Below are 22,620 nucleotides of genomic sequence, written 5' to 3'. Positions count from 1 at the left end.
CGTGCTTACCCGGCGGATTCGTCCAGGGCACGCAGGACGTCGGCCACCAGGTCCTCGGGGTCCTCCGCGCCGACGGACATACGGATGAAACCGTCCGGCACGGCGTCCCCGCCCCAGCGGCGGCGGCGCTCGGCGGTGGACCGTACACCGCCGAAACTCGTGGCGTCCTCCACCAGGTGCAGGGCCGAGAGGAAACGCTCGGCTCGCTCGCGCGTAGGCAGGGTGAAGGAGACGACGCAACCGAAGCGACGCATCTGCTGCGAGGCGATCTTGTGCGAGGGGTCGTCGGGCAGGCCCGGGTAGCGCAGGCCGGAGACCTCGGGACGCTGCCGCAGCGCCTGCGCGACCGCGAGCGCGGTGGCGTTCTGCCGGTCGACGCGCAACTGGAGCGTGGCGATGGACCGGTGCGCGAGCCAGGCCTCCATGGGCCCGGCGATCGCGCCGACGATCTTACGCCAGCGGCGCACGGCGGTCATCGCCTCCGCGTCGCGGCCGCTGACGTAGCCCAGCAGGACATCGCCGTGGCCGGTGAGCTGCTTGGTGCCACTGGCCACGGAGAAGTCGGCGCCCAGCTCCAGCGGACGCTGGCCGAGCGGGGTGGCGAGGGTGTTGTCGACGGCCACCAGAGCGCCCCGCGCGTGGGCCGCATCCGCCAGCCGCCGGATGTCGCACACATCGAGCCCCGGGTTCGACGGAGTCTCGATCCACAGCAGCCGCGCCCCGTCGAGCACCTCCAGCTGGGCGTCACCGCCGGTCGGCGCGGTGCGCACCTCGATGCCGTACGCCTCCAGCTGGGCGCCGACCAGCGGCAGCACCTGGTAGCCGTCGGACGGCAGCACGACCGCGTCCCCGGCACGCAGCTGCGAGAACAGCACGGCGGAGATCGCCGCCATGCCGGAGGCGAACACCAGCGTCTCGGCGTCGTCCCGCCCGGGTGCCTCCAGCTCGCTGACGGCCCGCTCCAGCAGGGTCCAGGTCGGGTTGTCGTCACGGCCGTAGGAGTAGGGGCCCGTCACCTCGCCGGGCAGGTGGAAGTGGGCCGCGAAGACCGGTCCGGGCAGGGTCGGTTCGTGCTTGACCGGCTCGGGCAGCCCCGCCCGCACCGCGCGCGTGCCGTCGCCGGTGCGGCCCTCGTCCTTCGTGGCGTCGCTCATGCGGCCCGTCCTCCCAGTTCTTCCCGTACGGTGGCGAGCAGACCGGTGCTCGCCGCCTCCACCATCTCAAGGACCTCCTCGAAGCCGTCCCGGCCCCCGTAGTACGGGTCCGGTACGTCGAGATCGTCACCGGCGGCGGGGTCGAAGGAGCGGAGCAGCCGGATCTTGCGCACGTCCTCCTCGGTGGGCGCCAGGCGGCGCAGCGCTCCGAGGTGGCCGGTGTCGAGAGCGATCACGAGGTCGAGGCGGCCGAACCACGACGGCAGGAACCGGCGGGCCGTGTGCTCACTGTCGTAGCCGTGCTCCTCCAGGACCGAGACGGTGCGTGGGTCGGCCGGCTCGCCCTCGTGCCAGCCGCCGGTGCCGGCGCTGTCGGCCGCCACCCGGTCCGCCAGCCCGGCCTCCGCCACGCGCGCGCGGAAGACGGACTCGGCCATCGGGGAGCGGCAGATGTTGCCGGTGCACACGAAGCAGACGCGGTAGGTCATGGTGTGGTCAGTCCTCGTCGGGCAGAACGATGTGCAGCGCCCAGGAGACGACGGAGACGATCAGACCACCGAGGACGGCCGTCCAGAATCCCTCCACATGGAAACTGAGGTGGAGCCTGCCGCACACCCAGGAGGTCAGCAGCAGCATCAGCGCGTTCACGACGAGGGTGATCAGACCGAGCGTCAAGAGGAACAACGGGAAGGTGAGTACCTTCACGATCGGCTTGACCAGCCAGTTCACCAAGCCGAAGATCAACGCGACGACGATCAGCGTGCCGGCCTTCTTGGCGGTGTTGTCACCGGTCAGGGTGATCTTGTCGAGCAGCCAGACCGCGACCGCCAGGGCGCCCGCGTTGGCGATCGTCTTGACTAGGAAATTCTTCATGTGTCTGATCGTGGCAGACCGGAACACCAGTGAGCAGCGAGGCGAGGGCGGCAGCGTCGATGAAGGCATTTCGGCTGGACGAACTGGAAGCGGAACGCATCGCCAACGAGGGGGCCTATCTGCAGTTCCTGCGCGAGCGGAACATGTCGGTGGGGCTGTACGCGCTGAACGCGGGCGATCACGACCCGCAGAAGCCGCACGGCCAGGACGAGGTGTACTTCGTCGCCAGTGGCCGGGCCTCGATCACGGTCGGCCTGGAGACGACCGAGGTGGGGCGGGGCAGCGTCGTGTACGTGCCCGCCGGAGTCCCGCACAAGTTCCACCACATCAGCGAGGACCTCAGGGTGCTCGTGGTGTTCTCTCCGCCCGAGGCGTGAGGCCCCGACTCAGGGTTCCCTAGGGGACAGGTCAGGGGACGGCAAGGGATGTGAGACCTCCGCGAGGGCTCTCCACGGCCCTAACATCGAATGCGGTACATCGACACGATCGAGACGCAAAGGACGAGGGCGATGCGAGAGATCTTCGCGGGCATGCCGTGGTGGGTGAAATGGGTCGCGGTGCCGGTCATCGCCCTGGTCGTGTTCGGCGGCCTGATTGCGAGCGTGGTCGGATTCCTGATCGGCCTGCTGTTCAAGGCGCTGGTCTTCGTCGCGCTGGTCGGCGGACTGATCTACATCGTGCGCAGGTTCATGGCGAACTCCGCGTCCCGCAGCGACTGGTGACGTGCCCGGGAGCCGGTCACCCGTGACGGGAGTACCGGTTCCCTCGGGGGAGGGAAGTTTCGCCGGGAGCCGTCTGCGTGCGGTGGCAGACGGTTAAAGTCCGGAACTCCCCACGGGGTCACACCCCGTGGGTGGCGCAGACCCCCTCCGTGCTTGTCCGCACGGGCTGCCCCCTCGCGCTTCGGGAGTGACCCTTGGCCACGGTTGACACCGCACCGGCAGAACCCCACGCACCCCCCGCCCCACCGCGCTCCTGCGCTTCCCCCCTCCCGCGGCCGGTCCCCGTGGCCGTCCCCGGTCAGCCCCACGCGGCGGACGTCTCCGACGGCGCCCCGCAGCCCGCGGACCGCCCCGGACCACCGTCCGCGGACCGCCCCGGCCCACTGTCCTGCACTGCCCGGCCGGCTCCCCCGGCGACCGACGCACCCCCCGCCACACTCATCGGATCCGTCCAGCGCGCCATGCGTCTGCTGGAGAGCGTCGCCGCCCACACGTACGGCGCCCCCGCCAAACAGCTCGCTCGCGAGACCGGGCTGGCGCTGCCCACGACCTACCACCTCCTGCGCACCCTGGTGCACGAGGGCTACCTGCGCAGAGAGAAGGGGCTGTTCTTCCTCGGTGACGCGGCGGAGCGGCTGGGCCGCAGCGGAGCGCGGCAGAAACGTCGCAGCACGGTGGCGGACACGCTCGCGCACTGGCGCGATTCCATCGGTGCCCCGATGTACTTCGCGATGTACCGGGACGGCGAGATCGAGGTCGTGTGCGTCTCCGCCTCCCGCCAGGCGCCCGCGGTCGAGGAGTGGGCGGACTTCCGCGAGACCGGCCACGCCCACGCCATCGGCCAGTGCCTGCTCTCCCAGTTGGACGAGGACGCACGGCGCGACCATCTCACCCGGTATCCCGTGCAGCCCGTCACGCCGTACACCGTGCGGGACAACGACGCGTTGCTACGGCGACTGGCCCGGACGCGCCGTATGGAACCGGTGATCGAGCGTCAGGAGTACGCGGTCGGGACGGTCTGCGCGGCGGTGCCGATCACGGTCGGAGCCACCGCGGCCACCATGGCCATCTCGCTCCCCGCCCACCAGGCCGACCGGCTGCTGCCCGCGGCCCACCGCCTCCAGACGGAGATCGGGCGGCACTTGGGAGCGCTCACCCTCTCTATCAGTATCTGAAAACTCACTCCTTGTGATCTCTCGTGTACGTTCAGCAAGATTTGACCATGGCCAGAGGATCGATCCCGGCCAGTCGATGTCATATGACGGGGTAGGCGATGCGCGAGTCCGTACAGGCAGAAGTCATGATGAGCTTTCTCGTGTCGGAGGAGCTCTCCTTCCGCATCCCAGTGGAGTTGTGCTACGAGACCTGCGATCCCTACGCCGTGCGGCTCACCTTTCATCTGCCCGGTGACGCCCCGGTGACCTGGGCGTTCGGGCGGGAGTTGCTGATCGACGGGGTCGGCCGTCCGTGCGGGGAGGGGGACGTGCACATCGCTCCCACCGATACCGAGGTGCTGGGCGAGGTGCTGATCCGGCTTCAGGTCGGCGGCGACCAGGCCCTGTTCCGCTCGTCGGCACCCCCGCTGGTGGCCTTCCTCGACCGCACGGACAAGCTCGTCCCGCTTGGTCAGGAGGGTGCGCTGGCCGACTTCGACGCGCATCTCGACGAGGCTCTGGACCGCATCCTGGCCGAGGAGCAGAGCGCCGGCTGAAGCGCTACGGCGAGGGCGGTGGGCGCTTCGCCGTGCCGCACGGAAGCGTGCAAAAACGCTTCTGCAGCGGGCTCGCCCCCGGCACCTCAGGCGCCCCCCACTGCTGTACGTACCGGTCCCGCACCGTGGGTGCTCAGTGCTTCCGGCGTCGGCCCCGGCCGATCCGGGCCGGCGCGGGCTGCGCCCCGGCGGGAGCCGCAGCAGGCGGGCCTGGCCGGTCGGCTGACACGACGAGGGCGGCCAGCGCGGTGGTCACCGGCACCGAGGCGACCAGACCGATCGACCCCACCAGCGTGCGCACGATCTCCTCGGCCACCAGCTCGCTGTTGGCCACGGTCCCGACGCTGGACTGCGCGATCGAGAACAGCAGCAGCAACGGCAGGGCGGCACCGGCGTAGGCGAGGACGAGGGTGTTGACCACGGAGGCGATGTGGTCGCGGCCGATCCGGATGCCCGCCCGGTACAGGGCACGCCGGCCCATCGACGGGTTGGCCTCGTGCAGTTCCCATACGGCCGAGGTCTGGGTCACCGTCACGTCGTCCAGGACGCCGAGCGAACCGATGATGACCCCGGCGAGCAGCAGACCGCTCATGTCGATCGACGGATACAGGCCGTGGATCAGGCCGGTGCTGTCGTCCGTGTTGCCGGTCAGCGCCGCCCAGCCGATGAAGAGCAGGCCGAGCACGCCGATCAGCGAGAGCGAGACCAGCGTGCCGAGCACCGCCACCGACGTACGCGCCGACAGACCGTGGCACATGTACAGGGCGATCAGCATGATGGCGCTGGCCCCCACCACGGCCACCACCAGCGGATTCGCCCCCTCCAGGATCGCCGGCAGGATGAACAGCGTCAGCACCAGGAAGCTCACGACCAGGGCGACCAGCGCCATGACACCGCGCATCCGGCCCACCACGACGACGGCCACCGCGAAGATGCCCGCGAGCAGCGCCATGGGGAACTTGCGGTCCGCATCGGTCACCGAGTACTGCAGCTCCCTGGGGGCCGAGGGCTCGTAGGCGACCACGACCTTCTCGTCTTGGTGCAGCTGCCGTGTCTGGTCGGGCTGCACGATCTCGGTGAACGTACGGCCCTTGTCCTTGCCGGTGTCGACGCGGACGGTCGCCTTCTTGCAGGTGCCGGCGGCCTGTTGGCGCGCCGACGTGCCCCCGGCGGTGGCCGTGTCGCCGGTCGGGGCACCACCGGAGGCGTTCACCGACGTGCAGCTGACCTCGACGACCCGGGTGACCGTGGCCTGCTGGGTCTGCCGGTCGAAGCCGACCCCCGTGCGTTTGTGGGACGGTGCCGCACCGGGCCAGAGCACCACGAGACCGACCAGGACCGCCGCGGTGAAGGGGACCAGGATCGCCGCGATGACCTTGCGCAGGTGCTTGGACACGGGGGCGGCGGGCCCGTGGCCGTGACTGTGGCCGTGCCCGTGAGCGTGGCCGCCTGGGTGACCGCCGCCGTTCGGACGACCGTGGCGCGCAGCGGCATGGCGGTTGCCCTCGTGGGCCTCGTGGCCGGATGCGACGCCCTGGTCCGGGCCGGCCCGGTGGGGCGGCTCGGGCGGCTGGTAGGGGTACTGCTCCATCCTGGTCACCGCCCGATCATCGCAAGAACGATGGGGGCCCACTGTTCACCGCGCCACACATGGCGCTAGCGTGGAGGCACCTTTGCACACGCGGGAGCTCGGAGCACCGGGCTGAGAGGGCGCTGACCTCCGTACACGCGATGTTTCACGTGGAACAACCGATGTTCCACAGGAAGCGTCGGCAGACGGACACCGCTGCGTCGACCGCCGAACCTGTTACCGGGTAATGCCGGCGTAGGGAGTAGGTCTGATGACCAACAAGGACGCACGCACGCCTGTCTCCATCCAGGACGAGAAGCAGGAGGCCGGGAAGTCCATCGGCTGGCACAAGGCGTACGTCGAGGGTTCGCGCCCCGACCTGCGCGTGCCGATCCGTCAGGTGCACCTCACCAACGGGCAGTCGGTCACGCTGTACGACACGTCGGGCCCGTATACCGATCCGCTCGTCGCCACAGACGTCCGCCGGGGCCTGCCGCCGCTGCGGGAGAACTGGATCATCGCCCGCGGCGACACCGAGGAGTACGCGGGCCGTCCGGTCCGTCCCGAGGACGACGGCATCAAGCACACCGCGCCGCGCGGCGGGCTGCGCAACCTGGACGCGGTCTTCCCGGGACGCCCGCGGCAGCCGCGCCGGGGCCGGGACGGCCAGGCAGTGACGCAGCTCGCGTATGCGCGCCGGGGCGAGATCACGCCCGAGATGGAGTACGTGGCCATCCGGGAGAACGTTGCGCCCGAAGTGGTCCGCGAGGAGATCGCGGCGGGCCGGGCCGTGCTGCCGGCCAACGTCAACCACCCGGAGATCGAGCCGATGATCATCGGCAAGCGGTTCCTGGTGAAGGTGAACGCCAACATCGGCAACTCCGCGGTGACCTCCTCCATCGAGGAGGAGGTCGAGAAGATGACCTGGGCGACCCGCTGGGGCGCCGACACGGTCATGGACCTGTCCACCGGCCGCAACATCCACACCACCCGCGAGTGGGTGCTGCGCAACTCCCCCGTCCCCATCGGCACGGTGCCGCTCTACCAGGCCCTGGAGAAGGTCGACGGCAAGGCCGAGGAGCTGACCTGGGAGATTTACAAGGACACGGTCATCGAGCAGGCCGAACAGGGCGTGGACTACATGACCGTCCACGCGGGCGTCCGGCTGGCGTACGTCCCGCTCACCGCCAACCGCAAGACCGGCATCGTCTCGCGCGGCGGCTCGATCATGGCCGCGTGGTGCCTGGCGCACCACAAGGAATCGTTCCTCTACGAGAACTTCGAGGAGCTGTGCGAGATCCTCGCCGCCTACGACGTCACGTACTCGCTGGGCGACGGCCTGCGGCCCGGGTCGATCGCGGACGCCAACGACGAGGCGCAGTTCGCGGAGTTGCGCACGCTCGGGGAACTCAACCGGATCGCCAAGCGTTTCCATGTACAGACGATGATCGAGGGCCCGGGACACGTCCCGATGCACAAGATCAAGGAGAACATCGACCTTCAGCAGGAGATCTGTGATGAAGCTCCGTTCTATACGCTCGGCCCGCTGACCACGGACGTCGCGCCGGCATACGACCACATCACCTCCGGCATCGGTGCCGCGATGATCGCCTGGTGGGGCACGGCGATGCTCTGCTACGTCACGCCCAAGGAGCACCTGGGCCTGCCCAACCGGGACGATGTCAAGACCGGGGTCATCACCTACAAGATCGCGGCACACGCGGCCGACCTGGCCAAGGGGCACCCGGGCGCCCAGGAGTGGGACGACGCGCTGTCAGACGCCCGCTTCGAGTTCCGGTGGGAGGACCAGTTCAACCTCGCCCTGGACCCGGACACGGCACGGGAGTTCCACGACGAGACCCTGCCCGCCGAGCCCGCCAAGACGGCCCACTTCTGCTCCATGTGCGGCCCGAAGTTCTGCAGCATGAAGATCTCGCAGGACATCCGGCGTGAGCACGGGGGCAGTCGGGCCGAGATCGAGGAGGGGATGGCCCAGAAGTCGAAGGAGTTCGCCGAGGCGGGGAACCGGGTGTACCTGCCGATCGCGGACTGAGCACCGCTGCGGCGACGGTGCCGAACCGGGTCACTCGGGCTGGTGCTCGGGGCCGCCGAAGTCCGGGCTCGAGTAGTCGGGGCTGGTGAAGCTGGGGCGGCCGGAGTCGGTGCCGTCGTCGGGGCTGCTGAAGCCGGGCCGGTCGTAGCCCAGGCGGGGCATGCGGCCGGTCGGTGCGGGCGGGTCCGGGTGGCGTACGGCGGGCGTGCCGGGTTCGGCGAGCGCCTCCTTGAGGAAGGGCAGGATGCCCCGCTCCAGCAGGGCGTCCCGCCAGGCCTCCCGGGCCCGGGCCAGCTCCTCGTGGGCCGCGTCCCGGGCCTGGTCGTCCGCCGGGGAGCTGTTGCGCAGGGCGGTGAACAGCAGGCCGACGGCGGCGACGAGGATCGCCGCCGCGGTGATGGCGCCGAACACCCAACCGGTGGTGAGCAGGGTCCGGGCGAGGGCGTGCCCGGGGTCCAGCACCTTCAGGATGTAGCCGACGAGGAGGAAGACCACCGCGGCGGTTCCGGAGAGGACGGGAGCCAGGACGGCGATGACCGCGATGGCGCCCGCTCCGGTGCCCTCGGCGGTTTCGCCGAGAGCGGTGGCGAGGCCCGTGTCCGAACCAGGGTGCGCGGTCTCCGAGTTGTCGGCGGTGGGCGCGGCGGACAGCACCGGGTGGCGCAGTTCGTCGCGGAGTTCGACGTAGTGCTGGTACTCGGCCGCCGCGGCTGCCGTGATCAGGGCGGAGGCGCTGAGTGCCATGGTGCGCAGTTGTTCGACGTTGAGGCGCCGGCCGACGGCGGCCAGTTCCGGTCGGTGCGGTGCGGAGCGCAGCGCCTCATCGAGGAGCCGCTCGAATTCCTGGCGGTCCTCGCTCTGCAGGTGCTGCGGAACGCTGTTCATGTGCATCCCCCGGTGCTCCGTAGGGCTTGGGGCTCGCACGCCGGCGAGCCGTCGGGCAGAAACGGAGGGGAGCCTGCTACGGATAATCCGATGGTAGAGCCGTGACGGCGCGTGTCGACAGTGGATTGCCGGAAATTGCGTTCCTGCCTGCGCGGACTCGGCCGGGGGGCCGCCTGCCCGGCAACCCCTCAGGTGTCCAGGGGCAGTTGCTGGACCAGCAGCTTTCCGGCCATGGTCACCCCGCCGTCCATGGCGATGGCCAGCCCGTCGGCGTAGATGTGCGGTCCCTCGACGACCGGGCCGGCGTTCTCCTCGCCGTCCTCGGAGCCGACCTCGCCGAGGAGGTAGGGAATGGGGCTGTGCCCGTGAACGACCCGGGTGCCGCCGTACGTATCGAGGAGGGAGCGCACGGCGTCGGCGCCGCCCTCGTCGCGGAAGGAGAAGCGCTTGGTGAACTTGCGGAACAGGTCCCAGACCTCGTCGGCGTCGTTGCGGGTGAGCGTCTCGCGGACGGTGTCGTTGACCGCCTCGATGGAGTCGCCGTAGTCGAGGTAGGCGGTGGTGTCGGAGTGCAGCAGCAGATAGCCGTCAACCTCCTCGACGGCGTCGAGGCGGGACATCCACTGCAGGTGGTGGTCCTGGAGGCGGTCCATGTCGGTCTTCTGGCCGCCGTTGAGCAGCCAGGCCGCCTGGAAGGTGGCGGTGCCCGCGCCGGAGTTGACGGGGGTGTCGCCGAACCGTTTGGCGCCGAGCAGCAGCAGCTCGTGGTTGCCCATCAGGGCCTTGCAGTAGCCGCCCGCCGCCGCGGCCTCGGCGGACAGCCGCATGACCAGGTCGATGACGCCGATGCCGTCGGGGCCGCGGTCGGTGAAGTCGCCGAGGAACCACAGCCGGGTGGTGCCGGCGCACCACTGGCCCGAGGCGTCGATCAGCCCCTGCTCCTGCAGGGCGGCCACCAGTTCGCCCAGGTAGCCGTGGACGTCACCGACGACGTAGAGCGGCCCGGGGCCGGGCGCGGGCTGCGGCGCCGGCGCGGCGGGGGCGGGCTCGACGGGGACCTGGACGGTGTCGCCGCGGTTGATGACGGGCAGGTCGCGCTGGGTGGGCGTGTACCCCTCGGGGTACGCCTCGTCGGCCGGCGGGACGACGTCACCGGGGTGGACGCTGTGGACGTACGGAGCGGTCTCATGGACGTACGCGGGTACCCGGAAGTCGCGCAGCGTCGCCGTCCGCTCCGTCTCGGGTCCCTGACCGGCCCCCTGAGTCATCAGACCCCTCCACCATCGCGCCGCATCTGCACCGCTTCGGACTGCCTGGTCGCAGCGGTCCGCGGTGTCGTGGGCCCATCATAGGAACGCGCGTCGCGCCGTGTGATGACCCAGGGGTGGTGAATCGGAACAACACTCCGGTACGCCGCGGCTTTCGCCCCGTTTGGGCAGATGTTCGACGGGCTGTCGGCCGATCGGGACGTCGACCGCCCGGTCTCCGGCCCGATCGGCCCTGCGACCGACCGGTACGCCCTCCCACCGCACCGATCGGTCCCTGCCGCACCGGCCGCGCCCCGAGCCGGCCGGTGCGGCAGGCCGCTCTGGGGCCCGCGACGCCGTCAGGATCCGAACGAGGGGAGAGGGCCTAGGTGTTGTCCGGCGTCCGGGGCGGACTGACCGTCGTGCGTGGAGGCCGCCGCTGGGAGGAGGTGCGCACGATGAGTTCGGTCGGTATCACCTGCTCGACCGTGTGGTCGGACTCGACGCCTTCGATGGCGTCGATGAGCAGCTGGACGACGGCGGTGCCGATGCGGCGCGGCTTCAGGGAGAGCGTGCTGATGGGCGGCTCGGTGCTGGCGTACACCGTGGACTCGCTGCAGCAGACCAGCAGCAGGTCGTCGGGGACGCGGAGGCCGTAGCGGCGGGCGGCGGCGAGCAGGTCGGTGCCGTTGGGATCGAACAGGCCGTAGACCGCGTCGGGCCGGTCGGGGCGGGCGAGCAGCCGGTCGGCGGCGACGGCGCCCGCGCACGGGTCGTGCGCCGGGTAGGACTCGTAGACCGGGTCCTGGCCGACGCGTTCGCACCAGCGCAGGTAGGCGGTGGTCGACAGATGGGTGTAGGTGTCCGTCGAGGTGCCCGTGAGCAGGCCGATGCGGCGGGCGCCGGCGTCGGCGAGGTGGTCGAGGATGCCGAGGACGGCTGCCTCGTGGTCGTTGTCGACCCAGGCGGTGACGGGCAGGGAGCCGGCCGGGCGGCCGTCGGAGACGACCGGCAGGCCCTGCCGGACGAGCTCGCTGACCACCGGGTCCTGGTCGGAGGGGTCGATGACGACCGTGCCGTCCAGGGCGACGTTGGACCAGACGTCATGGCGGGAGGTCGCGGGCAGGATGACGAGGGCGTAGCCGCGGGCGAGCGCGGCCGAGGTGGCGGCCCGGGCCATCTCGGCGAAGTACGCGAACTCCGTGAAGGTGAAAGGTTCATCCCCGTACGTCGTCACGGTCAGGCCGATCAGGCCCGACTTGCCGGTACGGAGGGTGCGGGCGGCGGCCGAGGGTCGGTACCCCAGTCGGTCGGCGACCTCGCGGACATGGCGCCGGGTGGCATCCGGGAGCCGGCCCTTGCCGTTGAGGGCGTCGGACACGGTTGTGATGGAGACCCCGGCGGCGGCGGCAACGTCTCTGATGCCCGCCCGGCCCGGCCGACTGCCTCGACGTGAGGTTTCCGCGCGGCTCACCTGGTGCTTCCCTGCTGCTGTCATGGCGAGCCGATAGTAGGGCTCATGGGGTGGGGTAGTGCGGACGCATATGCACCCGTTGACAGGCACGTTTCTGCATGGTCAATGGAGGTCAATTGCCTTGGAAGACAAGGCAGTTGAGCGATCCAATAGTAAGACGTTACTTGTCGACGCGGATGGGCCTACCAAGTGCCCGATGTCTCGAAGAGGTCTCAACTCACCTTCACGAGGGACGCGCGCCACGGCGCAAGCCACCGGCGCATAGATATATGTACGGCGCGCCCCCCGAAACGTACGCCTTCGTACGGCGATGCCCCTGATGCCGGTGGGCGGCGTGGGACCCGCAGCGCCCCGGGGAGTGCCCGCGCTCGCGGGTGTCCCGTCACCTGTTCGCAGCGGGGCCGAATCCTCTTATGGTGAGGAGTATTGGAAGCCGGTGGCGCCGAGGCCGCCGGTGGTCGCGAGGAGGACTGCGGTGAGCGAGACGAGCCCCAAGCTGCGCGCCGAGCTGGAGGGGATCCCCACCTACAAGCCGGGCAAGCCGGCCGCGACCGGCGGCCCGGTCGCCTACAAGCTGTCCTCCAACGAGAACCCGTACCCGCCGCTGCCCGGCGTGCTGGAGAGCGTGACCGCGGCGGCCTGCGACTTCAACCGCTACCCGGACATGGCCTGCACCGGGCTGATGAACGAACTGTCCGACCGCTTCGGGGTGCCGCTGACCCACCTGGCCACCGGCACCGGCTCGGTGGGGGTCGCCCAGCAGCTGATCCAGGCCACCAGCGGCCCCGGCGACGAGGTGATCTACGCCTGGCGGTCGTTCGAGGCGTACCCGATCATCACGCAGGTCAGCGGGGCCCGGTCGGTGCAGGTGCCGCTGACGCCCGGTGATGTGCACGACCTGGACGCGATGGCGGACGCGATCACCGACCGGACGCGGCTGATCTTCGTCTGCAACCCCAACAACCCGACCGGCACGGTGGTGCGGCGGGCCGAGCTGGAGCGGTTCCTCGACCGGGTGCCCGCTGACGTGCTGGTGGTGCTGGACGAGGCCTACCGGGAGTTCATCCGCGACCCCGAGGTGCCCGACGGGGTCGAGCTGTACCGGCAGCGGCCCAACGTGTGCGTGCTGCGGACCTTCTCCAAGGCGTACGGCCTGGCCGGGCTGCGCGTCGGCTTCGCGATAGCCCATGAGCCGGTGGCGGCGGCGCTGCGCAAGACGGCGGTGCCGTTCGGGGTGAGCCAGCTGGCGCAGGACGCCGCGATCGCCTCGCTGCGGGCCGAGGACGAGCTGCTGGGCCGGGTCGGCTCGCTGGTGTGCGAGCGGACGCGCGTGGTCGACGGGCTGCGGTCCCAGGGCTGGACGGTGCCGGAGACGCAGGCCAACTTCGTGTGGCTGCGGCTGGGGGAGCGTACGGTCCCGTTCGCGCAGGCCTGTGAGGAGCACGGTGTGGTGATCCGGCCGTTCCCGGGCGAGGGCGTGCGGGTCACGGTCGGCGAGGCCGAGGCGAACGACATCTTCCTGAAGGTGGCCGAGGGCTTCCGTAAGGAGATCTAGGCCCTCTCTTTCGGATCTTGCCGGCGTCGCGGGGCCTGGCACGCACATCTGCGGCGTTGTCGTCGGTCGCCGACGCTCCGCGTCGACTCCCTCCTCCGCCTTGCAGCTGCACGCACCAGACCCCGCTCGGGTCAGCCGAAAGGCACCGCCGCCCCAGGCCGACCTGATCCGAAAGAAAGGACCTAGCCCGGCAGGACTCCACTCCTCGATCGGCTCCAGCCGGACTCGATCGGCTCCATCCGGACGGGGTCGCCGTCCCGCGCGCTCGGCGGGATGCCGGCGGCCCCGTCCGTGCGTCCCGGTTCACGTGGAACCGGGACGCCATACAACAAAATGTTGAATTCACCGCCCGGGTCTTGACGGGAAGGCGAAGGAGGGACCCCCCTTCGACGGCCGAAAATCAGTGCGTCATAATGGCTTGTGAATGTGAACGCGTTCACAAGCGCGTCCCGTTTGCTCTGTATGTGTGCAGCAAAAGGGGCAAATCGCCGCTGTACCACGGCGTAGTAAGGAGAGTGACGACGTGGACCTGGCTCTGGCGCCGGAGACACTGGCGCGCTGGCAGTTCGGCATCACCACCGTCTACCACTTCCTGTTCGTTCCGCTGACGATCTCCCTGGCCGCCCTCACGGCCGGGCTGCAGACGGCCTGGGTGCGCACGGAGAAGGAGAAGTACCTCAGGGCGACGAAGTTCTGGGGCAAGCTCTTCCTGATCAACATCGCGATGGGCGTGGTCACCGGCATCGTGCAGGAGTTCCAGTTCGGCATGAACTGGTCGGACTACTCGCGCTTCGTCGGTGACATCTTCGGCGCCCCGCTCGCGTTCGAGGCGCTGATCGCGTTCTTCTTCGAGTCCACCTTCATCGGCCTGTGGATCTTCGGCTGGGACAAGCTACCCAAGAGGATCCACCTGGCCTGCATCTGGATGGTCTCGATCGGCACGATCCTGTCGGCGTACTTCATCCTCGCCGCCAACTCGTGGATGCAGCACCCGGTCGGCTACCGGATCAACCACGCGAAGGGGCGCGCCGAGCTGACCGACTTCTGGGCCGTGCTGACCCAGAACACCGCCCTGAGCCAGGCCTTCCACACCCTCTCCGCCGCCTTCCTGACCGGTGGCGCCTTCATGGTGGGCATCTCCGCCTACCACCTGACCCGCAAGAAGCACATCCGCGAGATGAAGACCTCGCTGCGGCTCGGCCTGGTCACCGTGGTCATCGCCGGTCTGCTCACCGCGGTCAGTGGCGACACCCTCGGCAAGGTGATGTTCAAGCAGCAGCCGATGAAGATGGCCGCCGCCGAAGCGCTGTGGGACGGCCAGAAGCCGGCGCCGTTCTCGATCTTCGCCTACGGCGATGTGGACAAGGGCCACAACAGCGTGGCCATCGAGATACCGGGCCTGCTGTCCTTCCTCGCCAACGACGACTTCACCTCGTACGTGCCCGGCATCAACGACGTCAACAAGGCCGAGCAGCAGAAGTTCGGGCCCGGTGACTACCGGCCCAACATCCCGGTCGCCTTCTGGGGCTTCCGCTGGATGATCGGCTTCGGCATGGCCTCGTTCGCCATCGGGCTGGCCGGGCTCTGGCTGACCCGGAAGAAGTTCATGCTGGCGCAGCACCTGCGGGTCGGCGACGACGAGATACCGCACCTGGTGCTGTTCAGGAACAAGGCGCTCGGCGCGAAGCTCACCCCCTGGTACTGGCGGATCGCGACCTGGACCATGGCCTTCCCACTGATCGCCAACTCCTGGGGCTGGATCTTCACCGAGATGGGCCGCCAGCCATGGGTCGTCTACGGCGTCCTGCGGACCCGGGACGCGGTCTCCCCCGGTGTCTCCCAGGCCGAGATCATCACCTCGATGACCGTCTTCACGGCGCTGTACGCGGTCCTCGCCGTGGTCGAGGTCAAGCTGCTCGCGAAGTACGTCAAGGCCGGCCCGCCCGAGCTGACCGAGGCCGACCTCAACCCGCCCACGAAGATCGGCGGCGACACCAGTGACGCCGACAAGCCGATGGCCTTCTCGTACTAGGCCGAGGGAACAGCCATGGAACTTCACGACGTCTGGTTCGTCCTGATCGCCGTCCTGTGGACCGGCTACTTCTTCCTGGAGGGCTTCGACTTCGGAGTCGGCATCCTCACCAGGCTGCTGGCCCGGAACCGCCCCGAACGCCGGGTGCTGATCAACACCATCGGTCCGGTCTGGGACGGCAACGAGGTGTGGCTGCTCACCGCGGGCGGCGCGACCTTCGCCGCGTTCCCGGAGTGGTACGCCACCCTCTTCTCCGGCTTCTACCTGCCGTTCCTCGTCATCCTGGTCTGCCTGATCGTCCGGGGGGTCGCCTTCGAGTACCGGGCCAAGCGACCGGAGGAGACCTGGCAGCGCAACTGGGAGACGGCGATCTTCTGGACCTCGCTGCTCCCGGCGTTCCTGTGGGGCGTGGCCTTCGGGAACATCGTGCGGGGTGTGAAGATCGACCGGCACTTCGAGTACGTCGGCGGCGTCGGGGACCTGTTCAACCCCTACGCGCTGCTCGGCGGTCTGGTGACGCTCACGCTGTTCACCTTCCACGGGGCGGTGTTCACCGCGCTCAAGACCGTCGGGGACATCCGGGTACGGGCGCGGATGCTGGCCCGGTGGGTCGGGCTGGTCGCGGCCGTCGCGGCGCTCGCCTTCCTGCTGTGGACGCAGGCCGACCGCGGTGACGGCACGAGCCTGATCGCCCTGGTCGTGACCGTCGTCGCCCTGGTGGCCGCCCTCGTGGCCAACCAGCTCGGGCGCGAGGGATGGGCGTTCGCGCTGTCCGGCGTCACCATCGTGGCCGCCGTGGCGATGCTCTTCCTGTCGCTCTTCCCGAACGTCATGCCGTCCACGCTGAACGGGGACTGGAGCCTGACGGTCACCAACGCCTCGTCGAGCCCGTACACGCTGAAGATCATGACGTGGCTGGCGGTGATCGCCACACCGGTCGTCCTGCTCTACCAGGGCTGGACCTACTGGGTGTTCCGCAAGCGGATCGGCACGCAGCACCTCGCTGCCGACGCTGCCGCCGGCACCGCGCACTGAGTCCGCCGAGGGTGCGTTTCACGTGAAACACACCCTCTGGACCGAAGGGCATGTTTCACGTGAAACCAATCGATCCACGCCTTCTGCGGTACGCCCGCGCCACCCGGCTCTTCCTCGTGGCGGTCGTCGGGCTGGGTGCCGTGGGTGCCGGGCTGGTCATCGCCCAGGCGATGCTCGTCGCCGAGATCATCGTCGGAGCGTTCCAGCACGGGCAGTCGGCCGCCGAACTGCGCACACCGCTGCTGCTGTTGGCCGCCGTGGCCGTGGGGCGGGGGGTGGTCGCGTGGCTCACCGAGCTTGCGGCCCACCGTGCGAGTGCGGCCGTGAAGTCCGAACTGCGCGGGCGGCTGCTCGACCGGGCGGCGGCGCTCGGACCGGGTTGGCTGAGCGGCCAGCGGACCGGCTCGCTGGTCACCCTGGCCACGCGCGGGGTCGACGCCCTGGACGACTACTTCTCGCGCTACCTGCCGCAGCTGGGGCTCGCCGTGGTCGTACCGGTCGCGGTGCTGGCGCGGATCGTCACCGAGGACTGGGTGTCGGCGGCGATCATCGTCGGGACCCTGCCGCTGATCCCGGTCTTCATGATGCTGATCGGCTGGGCGACCCAGTCCCGGATGGACCGGCAGTGGCGGTTGCTGTCGCGGTTGTCCGGTCACTTCCTGGACGTCGTCGCGGGGCTGCCCACGCTGAAGGTGTTCGGCCGGGCCAAGGCACAGGCCGCGTCCATCCGGCGGATCACCGGTGAGTACCGGCAGGCCACACTGCGGACCCTGCGGATCGCCTTCCTCTCCTCCTTCGCGCTGGAGCTGCTGGCCACGCTGTCCGTGGCGCTGGTCGCCGTGACGATCGGGATGCGGCTCGTGCACGGCGAGATGGACCTGTACATCGGGCTGGTGATCCTCGTGCTGGCGCCCGAGGCCTATCTGCCGCTGCGGCAGGTGGGGGCGCAGTACCATGCGGCGGCGGAGGGGCTGGCCGCGGCGGAGGAGATCTTCACCGTGCTGGAGACGCCGGCGCCGGTGCCGGGTACCGGTGCGGTGCCGGAGGGTGCCCTGGCCTTCGAAGGGGTCACCGTGCGCTATCCGGGGCGGGCCTCGGACGCGGTGACCGGTGTGTCGTTCACCGTGGAGCCCGGGGAGACCGTGGCGCTGGTCGGGCCGAGCGGGGCGGGCAAGTCGACGCTGCTGAGCGTGCTGCTGGGGTTCGTACGGCCCACCGAGGGGCGGGTGCGGATCGGCGGCGCGGACCTCGCCGGGCTCGATCCGGCGCAGTGGCGGTCGCGGATCGCGTGGGTGCCGCAGCGGCCGCATCTGTACGCCGGGACCATCGCGGAGAACGTACGGCTGGCCCGGCCGGAGGCCGACGACGACGCGGTGCGCCGGGCGCTGCGGGACGCGGGGGCGTGGGAGTTCGTGGCCGCCCTGCCGGAGGGCGTCGACACCGTGCTCGGGGAGGACGGGGCGGGGCTTTCGGCGGGGCAGCGGCAGCGGCTCGCGTTGGCCCGGGCGTTCCTCGCGGACCGGCCGGTGCTGGTGCTGGACGAGCCGACGGCCGCGTTGGACGGGGGGACGGAGGGGGACGTCGTGGCCGCGGTGCGCAGGCTCGCCGTGGGGCGCACCGTACTGCTCGTCGTGCACCGGCCGGCGTTGCTGGGCGTGGCCGACAGGGTGGTACGGCTGGGAGACGGCGAACTCGTGCGGCGCCCGGGGCACGGCGGGTCTCCCGGGGAGCTCCACTCCTTGGACCTTCACCCGCGCCCAGCCGTCACTCGACTCGGTGGGCTGGAGGGCTTCCGGGCCGGTGGGGTGGACGGTGGTGCGGGGCGGCCCGGCCGGAGTCGGCGGGTGCTGGCGCGGGTGCGCCGGGCCGGGCGGCGGTGGTCGGGGCGGCTGGCCGGGGCCCTGGGGCTGGGGAGCCTGGCGGTCGGGAGCGCTGTCGGGCTGATGGCGACCTCCGGGTGGCTCATCTCGCGGGCCTCGCAGCAGCCGCCGGTGCTGTACCTGATGGTGGCGGTCACCGCGACCCGGGCCTTCGGGATCGGGCGGGCCGTGTTCCGGTACGCGGAGCGGCTGGTCTCGCACGACGCCGTGCTGCGCATGCTGGCCGACGCCCGGGTGGCGGTGTACCGGCGGCTGGAGCGCCTGGCCCCCGCGGGGCTGCGCGGCACCCGGCGCGGTGATCTGCTGACCCGGCTGGTCGCGGACGTGGACGCCTTCCAGGACTACTGGCTGCGCTGGCTGCTGCCCGCCGGAGTCGCCCTGACCGTCTCCGCCGCCTCCGTCGGCTTCACGGCCTGGCTGCTGCCCGGGGCCGGTGCCGCGCTCGCGGTGGGCCTGCTGGCGGCCGGCGTCGGCGTCCCCCTGCTGACCGCGACCGTGGCCCGACGGACCGAGCGGCAGCTGGCACCCGCCCGGGGCGCACTCGCGACCCGAGTGGCCGACCTGCTCACCGGCACGGCCGAGCTGACCGTGGCCGGTGCGCTGCCGGCCCGCACGGACGCGGCCCGGCGGGCCGACGGCACGCTCACCCGGATCGCCGCGCGGGCCGCCACCGTGACCGGGCTGGGAGACGGGCTGACCGCGCTGATCTCCGGGCTGACCGTCACCGCCACCGCGGTGTTCGGCGCCCAGGCGGTGGCCTCCGGACGGCTGGGGGGCGTGGCGATGGCCGTGGTGGTCCTGACCCCGCTGGCCGCCTTCGAGGCCGTACTCGGGCTGCCGCTCGCCGTGCGGTACCGGCAGCGGGTGCGGCGCAGCGCGGAGCGGGTGTACGAGGTGCTGGACGCCCCCGAACCCGTACGCGAGCCGGAGTCGCCCCGGCAGGCGCCCGTCTCGCCGTTCCCGGTGGTGGTCAAGGGTGTGGTCGCGCGGCACGAGGGCCAAGGGCAGGACGCCCTGGCCGGGCTGGACCTGACGCTGGAGCAGGGGCGCCGGGTCGCGGTGGTGGGGGCGTCCGGCGCCGGCAAGACGACCCTCGCGCAGGTGCTGCTGCGGTTCCTCGACCCGGCGGAGGGTGCCTACACGCTGGCCGGTGTGGACGCGTGCGCGCTGGCCGGTGACGATGTGCGGCGGCTCGTCGGGCTGTGCGCCCAGGACGCGCATCTCTTCGACAGCTCGGTGCGCGAGAACCTGCTGCTGGCCAGGAAGGACGCGACCGAGGCCGAGCTGCGCGGGGCGCTGGCCCGGGCCCGGCTGCTGGACTGGACGGACTCGCTGCCCGACGGCCTGGACACGCTCGTCGGCGAGCACGGGGCGCGGCTGTCCGGGGGGCAGCGGCAGCGGCTGGCGCTGGCCCGCGCGCTGCTGGCCGGGTTCCCGGTGCTGGTGCTGGACGAGCCCGCCGAGCACCTGGACCTGCCGACGGCCGACGCGCTGACCGCGGATCTGCTGGCCGCCACGGAGGGCCGTACGACGCTGCTGATCACCCACCGGATGGCGGGGCTGGACGCGGTGGACGAGGTGATCGTGCTGGACGCGGGCCGGGTGGTGCAACGGGGGCCGTACGAGAAGCTGATCACCGAGGACGGGCCGCTGCGGGAGATGGCCCGCCGGGAGGCCGAGACGGAGGCGCTGCCGGCGGCGGGCTGAGGCTCGGCACAGCGATCGGTGCGGGGGCGATCTCACCGGCTCCGCGTCGGCCGCCCCCGCACGACCCCCCCCAGCGGGCCGGCCACCCCGGGTCGGCCGCCCCCGCAACGAGCCCCCCAGCGGGCCGGCCGCCCAGCGCCGACCGCCCCCGGCACGGGCACCGTACGGACCGCCCCCGCACGGGCCGTCCCCGGCATGAGAACTGTCGCGCCCCCGGCTACCGTCCCCGACCGTCCAGCAGTCGCTCGATCACCACCGCCACCCCGTCGTCGTTGTTGGCGACCGTGCGGCCCGATGCGGCGGCGATGGCGGCCGGGTGGGCGTTGCCCATCGCGTATGACCGGCCGGCCCAGGTCAGCATCTCGACGTCGTTGGGCATGTCACCGAAGGCCACGACCTCCTCGTGCGAGATACCGCGCTCGGCGCAGCACAGGGCGAGGGTGCTGGCCTTGGACACGCCGGGCCCGCTCAGTTCCAGCAGGGCGCTGGGGCTGGAGCGGGTGACGTTGGCGTGGCCGGCGACGGCCGACCGGGCGAGGGTGAGGAAGACGTCGGGGTCGAGGAAGGGGTGGTAGGCGAGGATCTTGAGTACGGGCTGGTCGGCGTCGGGACCGTCGGGCGCGAGCAGTTCCTCGGCGGGACGGAGGTTGTCGGGTATCTCCATGTGCAGCTTGGGATAGTCCGGCTCCTGGTGGAAGCCGTACGTCTGCTCGACCGCGAACACCGTGCCGGGTGCCGCGTCGCGCAGCAGGCGTACGGCCTTCAGGGCGTTCTCCCGGCACAGTTCGCGGACCTTCACGAACCGGTGGGCGCCGGGCCCGCCGTGCAGGTCGACCACGGCGGCGCCGTTGCCGCAGATCGCCAGGCCGTGGCCGTGGACGTGCTCGCTGACCACGTCCATCCAGCGGGCCGGCCGACCGGTGACGAAGAAGACCTCGATCCCGGCCTCCTCGGCGGCGGCCAGGGCGGCGACGGTCCGCGGAGAGACCGATTTGTCGTCGCGCAGCAGAGTGCCGTCCAGGTCGGTGGCGATCAGCCGCGCGGGCGTGGCGGCGGCAGGGGTCCCGGGCTGTCTGGTCGCTGAGGTCACCCGGTCATTCTCGCGCATATGCCCGCACGGCCGTGCGGGGCTCCGCACAGATGAGACGCAGATGACGCTCGGCCCGCCACTCGGCTGACACCCGGCCCGCTGTTCGGCTGACGTTCGACCCGCTGCTCAGCCCGGCTCGAACCGCTGCTCAGCCCGGCTGGGCGAGGCCAGACGGTCCACCGGCTCCGTCGGCGGACCGTCACGCAGGATCGAGGCTGAGGGCAGTCATGCGCCGGGCGCCTACCGCTCCACTCCATGAGGTGAGTTTGCCCATATTGCCCCGGCCTGCCCCGCTGGAGTCGCGATGGTCGTCCCATGAGTGAGACTCGAGCACTGCGTGATGGAACTCCGGCAGAGGTCCGGCCGGGCCACGTGCCCCGGTTGCCGGGGAAAGGCCGCAACATCCCGCGCTTCCGGCTCCCCCGGACGCGACGCCCGCTCCCCTTAGTGGTCCTGTGGGCCCTCGCGGTTCTGCTCGCCCTGACCACGACCGCCGCCCCCGCCCAACGTGCCCACGCCGTCAACGGGAGCACCTCGCCCTGTGCGCTGCAGGGGTGGGGAACCACGGTCAACGAGGGTCAGAACACCGACTACACCCAATTCCTGAATCCCGTCGGGATCAAGAACGTCGGCGTGGTCTACGTGGACTTCCCCGATGTGGCCGGCGCCGGTGATGTCGCGGGCTACTACAACCTGCTGACCCCGGCCGCCGACTGGGTGTGGAACGCCTCGTACGGCAGGACGGGGCTGAGCATGCGTCCGATCGTGAACCGGTGGGTGCGGATGCCGTCGGCCTCCAACGCCTACGGCACCTCCAGTCCCACCTACCAACAGCACACCCGGTACGTGACCGACGCCCTCAGGGCAGCGGCCGACGCCGGCGCCGATCTGGCCAGGTATGACCTGTTCTACGTCGTCTCCACCGCTCACTCCCAGGTCAGCGGCTCCCACACGTGGTACTGGACGCCCACCCAGCCGATCGTCATCAAGGGCACGACGATTCGTTGGGCGGTGACGTTCGGCACCGACATGTGGCACTGGGGCCACAAGGTGGCCGCCCACGAGACCGCCCACGTGTTCGGAGCTCCCGACCTGTACGCCTTCAGCGGTGATCAGCACCGGTACGTCGGCGGCTGGGACGTCATGGGCCACGTGGCCGGAGCCGCCCCGCAGTACTTCGGCTGGCTGTCCTGGAAGTTCGGCTGGACCGGGGACGACCAGGTCGTGTGCGTGTGGCAGAACAGGACCCAGAACACCGCTGCCCTGAACGGCGTGGAGTACGTCGGCGGCACCAAGTTGCTGGCAGTCAGAACCGGCACCACCACCGCCTACGTCGCCGAGGCCCGCAGAAAGGCCCACAACGATTCCGGTGCCTGCTCCTCCGGCGTTGTCATCTACAAGGTCGACACGTCCGTCGCGACCGGTCAGGGACCGATCCGGGTGGTGCCCAACCCGGATGCCGCGGCGCCGCCGCCAGGCTGCGGCACGCTGGACATGGCCACCTGGCAGCCCGGCCAGACCTTCCACGACCGAGCTGCCGGTGTCCAGTTCACCGTCCGGTCCGCCGACGCCTACAACAGCACGGTGAACGCCATCAAGTGGTGACCGTCAGGAGTCGGGCCGGTTCGTCGG

General features: G+C 70.8%; 18 protein-coding genes. 10 read left to right on the top strand and 8 right to left on the bottom strand.

Annotated elements, in window-relative coordinates; translation table 11 throughout:
• Nucleotides 1-5 precede the first annotated feature (5 nt).
• From ACZ3ZD_RS16105 to ACZ3ZD_RS16095, 3 genes are read right to left on the bottom strand one after another with little or no spacing between them, the layout of a single operon-like run.
• Nucleotides 6-1,154: a cystathionine gamma-lyase gene (locus ACZ3ZD_RS16105; protein WP_467397287.1), complete on the bottom strand. Its 1,149-nt coding sequence runs from the start codon at nt 1,152-1,154 to the stop codon at nt 6-8.
• A complete protein-coding gene (locus ACZ3ZD_RS16100) occupies nt 1,151-1,642 on the bottom strand; it encodes a low molecular weight protein-tyrosine-phosphatase (RefSeq protein ID WP_467397285.1) in 492 nt (163 codons plus the stop codon). The genes ACZ3ZD_RS16105 and ACZ3ZD_RS16100 overlap by 4 nt, the downstream gene beginning before the upstream one ends.
• 7 nt (nt 1,643-1,649) lie before the next feature.
• Nucleotides 1,650-2,027 (bottom strand): phage holin family protein, encoded by a 378-nt coding sequence (locus ACZ3ZD_RS16095; protein ID WP_467397282.1) that lies wholly within the window; start codon nt 2,025-2,027, stop codon nt 1,650-1,652.
• A 59-nt stretch (nt 2,028-2,086) separates the two neighbouring features.
• On the opposite strand from ACZ3ZD_RS16095, the gene ACZ3ZD_RS16090 reads away from it, so the two are divergent.
• The 4 genes from ACZ3ZD_RS16090 (at nt 2,087) to ACZ3ZD_RS16075 (ending at nt 4,460) form a co-directional block, all read left to right on the top strand.
• Nucleotides 2,087-2,404, top strand: a complete 318-nt coding sequence (locus ACZ3ZD_RS16090) for a cupin domain-containing protein (RefSeq protein ID WP_467397280.1) — start codon at nt 2,087-2,089, stop codon at nt 2,402-2,404.
• A 132-nt stretch (nt 2,405-2,536) separates the two neighbouring features.
• The gene (locus tag ACZ3ZD_RS16085; RefSeq protein WP_467397277.1) at nt 2,537-2,749 is read left to right on the top strand and encodes a DUF5326 family protein; all 213 of its coding nucleotides are present in this window, start codon (nt 2,537-2,539) and stop codon (nt 2,747-2,749) included.
• A gap of 383 nt (nt 2,750-3,132) precedes the next feature.
• Nucleotides 3,133-3,924 (top strand): IclR family transcriptional regulator, encoded by a 792-nt coding sequence (locus ACZ3ZD_RS16080; RefSeq protein ID WP_467397855.1) that lies wholly within the window; start codon nt 3,133-3,135, stop codon nt 3,922-3,924.
• Nucleotides 3,925-4,022: 98 nt separating this feature from the next.
• Entirely contained in the window at nt 4,023-4,460 is a 438-nt protein-coding gene (locus ACZ3ZD_RS16075; protein ID WP_467397274.1) for an SsgA family sporulation/cell division regulator, read from the top strand.
• A 133-nt stretch (nt 4,461-4,593) separates the two neighbouring features.
• On the opposite strand, the gene ACZ3ZD_RS16070 is transcribed toward ACZ3ZD_RS16075, so the two are convergent.
• Nucleotides 4,594-6,051: a YibE/F family protein gene (locus ACZ3ZD_RS16070; protein WP_467397853.1), complete on the bottom strand. Its 1,458-nt coding sequence runs from the start codon at nt 6,049-6,051 to the stop codon at nt 4,594-4,596.
• 250 nt (nt 6,052-6,301) lie between these two features.
• On the opposite strand from ACZ3ZD_RS16070, the gene thiC reads away from it, so the two are divergent.
• Complete coding sequence (gene thiC, locus ACZ3ZD_RS16065; RefSeq protein ID WP_467397272.1) at nt 6,302-8,083, top strand: phosphomethylpyrimidine synthase ThiC; 1,782 nt, start codon at nt 6,302-6,304, stop codon at nt 8,081-8,083.
• Between the two features lie 30 nt (nt 8,084-8,113).
• On the opposite strand, the gene ACZ3ZD_RS16060 is transcribed toward thiC, so the two are convergent.
• The 3 genes from ACZ3ZD_RS16060 to ACZ3ZD_RS16050 form a co-directional block, all read right to left on the bottom strand.
• Complete coding sequence (locus ACZ3ZD_RS16060) at nt 8,114-8,974, bottom strand: hypothetical protein (RefSeq protein WP_467397269.1); 861 nt, start codon at nt 8,972-8,974, stop codon at nt 8,114-8,116.
• Nucleotides 8,975-9,156: 182 nt separating this feature from the next.
• Nucleotides 9,157-10,236, bottom strand: a complete 1,080-nt coding sequence (locus ACZ3ZD_RS16055) for a metallophosphoesterase (protein WP_467397267.1) — start codon at nt 10,234-10,236, stop codon at nt 9,157-9,159.
• A 364-nt stretch (nt 10,237-10,600) separates the two neighbouring features.
• The gene (locus ACZ3ZD_RS16050; protein WP_467397264.1) at nt 10,601-11,713 is read right to left on the bottom strand and encodes a LacI family DNA-binding transcriptional regulator; all 1,113 of its coding nucleotides are present in this window, start codon (nt 11,711-11,713) and stop codon (nt 10,601-10,603) included.
• 451 nt (nt 11,714-12,164) lie between these two features.
• Here ACZ3ZD_RS16050 and hisC point away from each other — a divergent pair, with 451 nt between their 5' ends.
• The 4 genes from hisC (at nt 12,165) to cydD (ending at nt 19,898) form a co-directional block, all read left to right on the top strand.
• On the top strand, nt 12,165-13,244 hold the full coding sequence (hisC, locus tag ACZ3ZD_RS16045) for a histidinol-phosphate transaminase (protein WP_467397262.1): 1,080 nt from the start codon (nt 12,165-12,167) through the stop codon (nt 13,242-13,244).
• Nucleotides 13,245-13,767: 523 nt separating this feature from the next.
• Nucleotides 13,768-15,276 carry a cytochrome ubiquinol oxidase subunit I gene (locus ACZ3ZD_RS16040; protein ID WP_467397261.1) on the top strand — a complete coding sequence of 503 codons (1,509 nt, stop codon included), beginning with the start codon at nt 13,768-13,770 and terminating at the stop codon, nt 15,274-15,276.
• A 15-nt stretch (nt 15,277-15,291) separates the two neighbouring features.
• Nucleotides 15,292-16,311 (top strand): cytochrome d ubiquinol oxidase subunit II, encoded by a 1,020-nt coding sequence (gene cydB / locus ACZ3ZD_RS16035; protein ID WP_467397258.1) that lies wholly within the window; start codon nt 15,292-15,294, stop codon nt 16,309-16,311.
• A gap of 50 nt (nt 16,312-16,361) precedes the next feature.
• Nucleotides 16,362-19,898, top strand: a complete 3,537-nt coding sequence (gene cydD, locus ACZ3ZD_RS16030; RefSeq protein ID WP_467397255.1) for a thiol reductant ABC exporter subunit CydD — start codon at nt 16,362-16,364, stop codon at nt 19,896-19,898.
• Nucleotides 19,899-20,115: 217 nt separating this feature from the next.
• Here cydD and ACZ3ZD_RS16025 read toward each other — a convergent pair whose 3' ends face one another.
• Complete coding sequence (locus ACZ3ZD_RS16025) at nt 20,116-21,006, bottom strand: HAD-IIB family hydrolase (protein WP_467397253.1); 891 nt, start codon at nt 21,004-21,006, stop codon at nt 20,116-20,118.
• A gap of 429 nt (nt 21,007-21,435) precedes the next feature.
• On the opposite strand from ACZ3ZD_RS16025, the gene ACZ3ZD_RS16020 reads away from it, so the two are divergent.
• Nucleotides 21,436-22,593, top strand: a complete 1,158-nt coding sequence (locus ACZ3ZD_RS16020; protein ID WP_467397251.1) for a metallopeptidase domain-containing protein — start codon at nt 21,436-21,438, stop codon at nt 22,591-22,593.
• The last annotated feature ends 27 nt before the right edge of the window (nt 22,594-22,620 follow it).

This window comes from Streptomyces sp. NPDC023481, from assembly GCF_055560195.1.
Note: the sequence above shows the minus strand (reverse complement) of the source record. Positions and strands in the feature narration are given on the sequence as shown.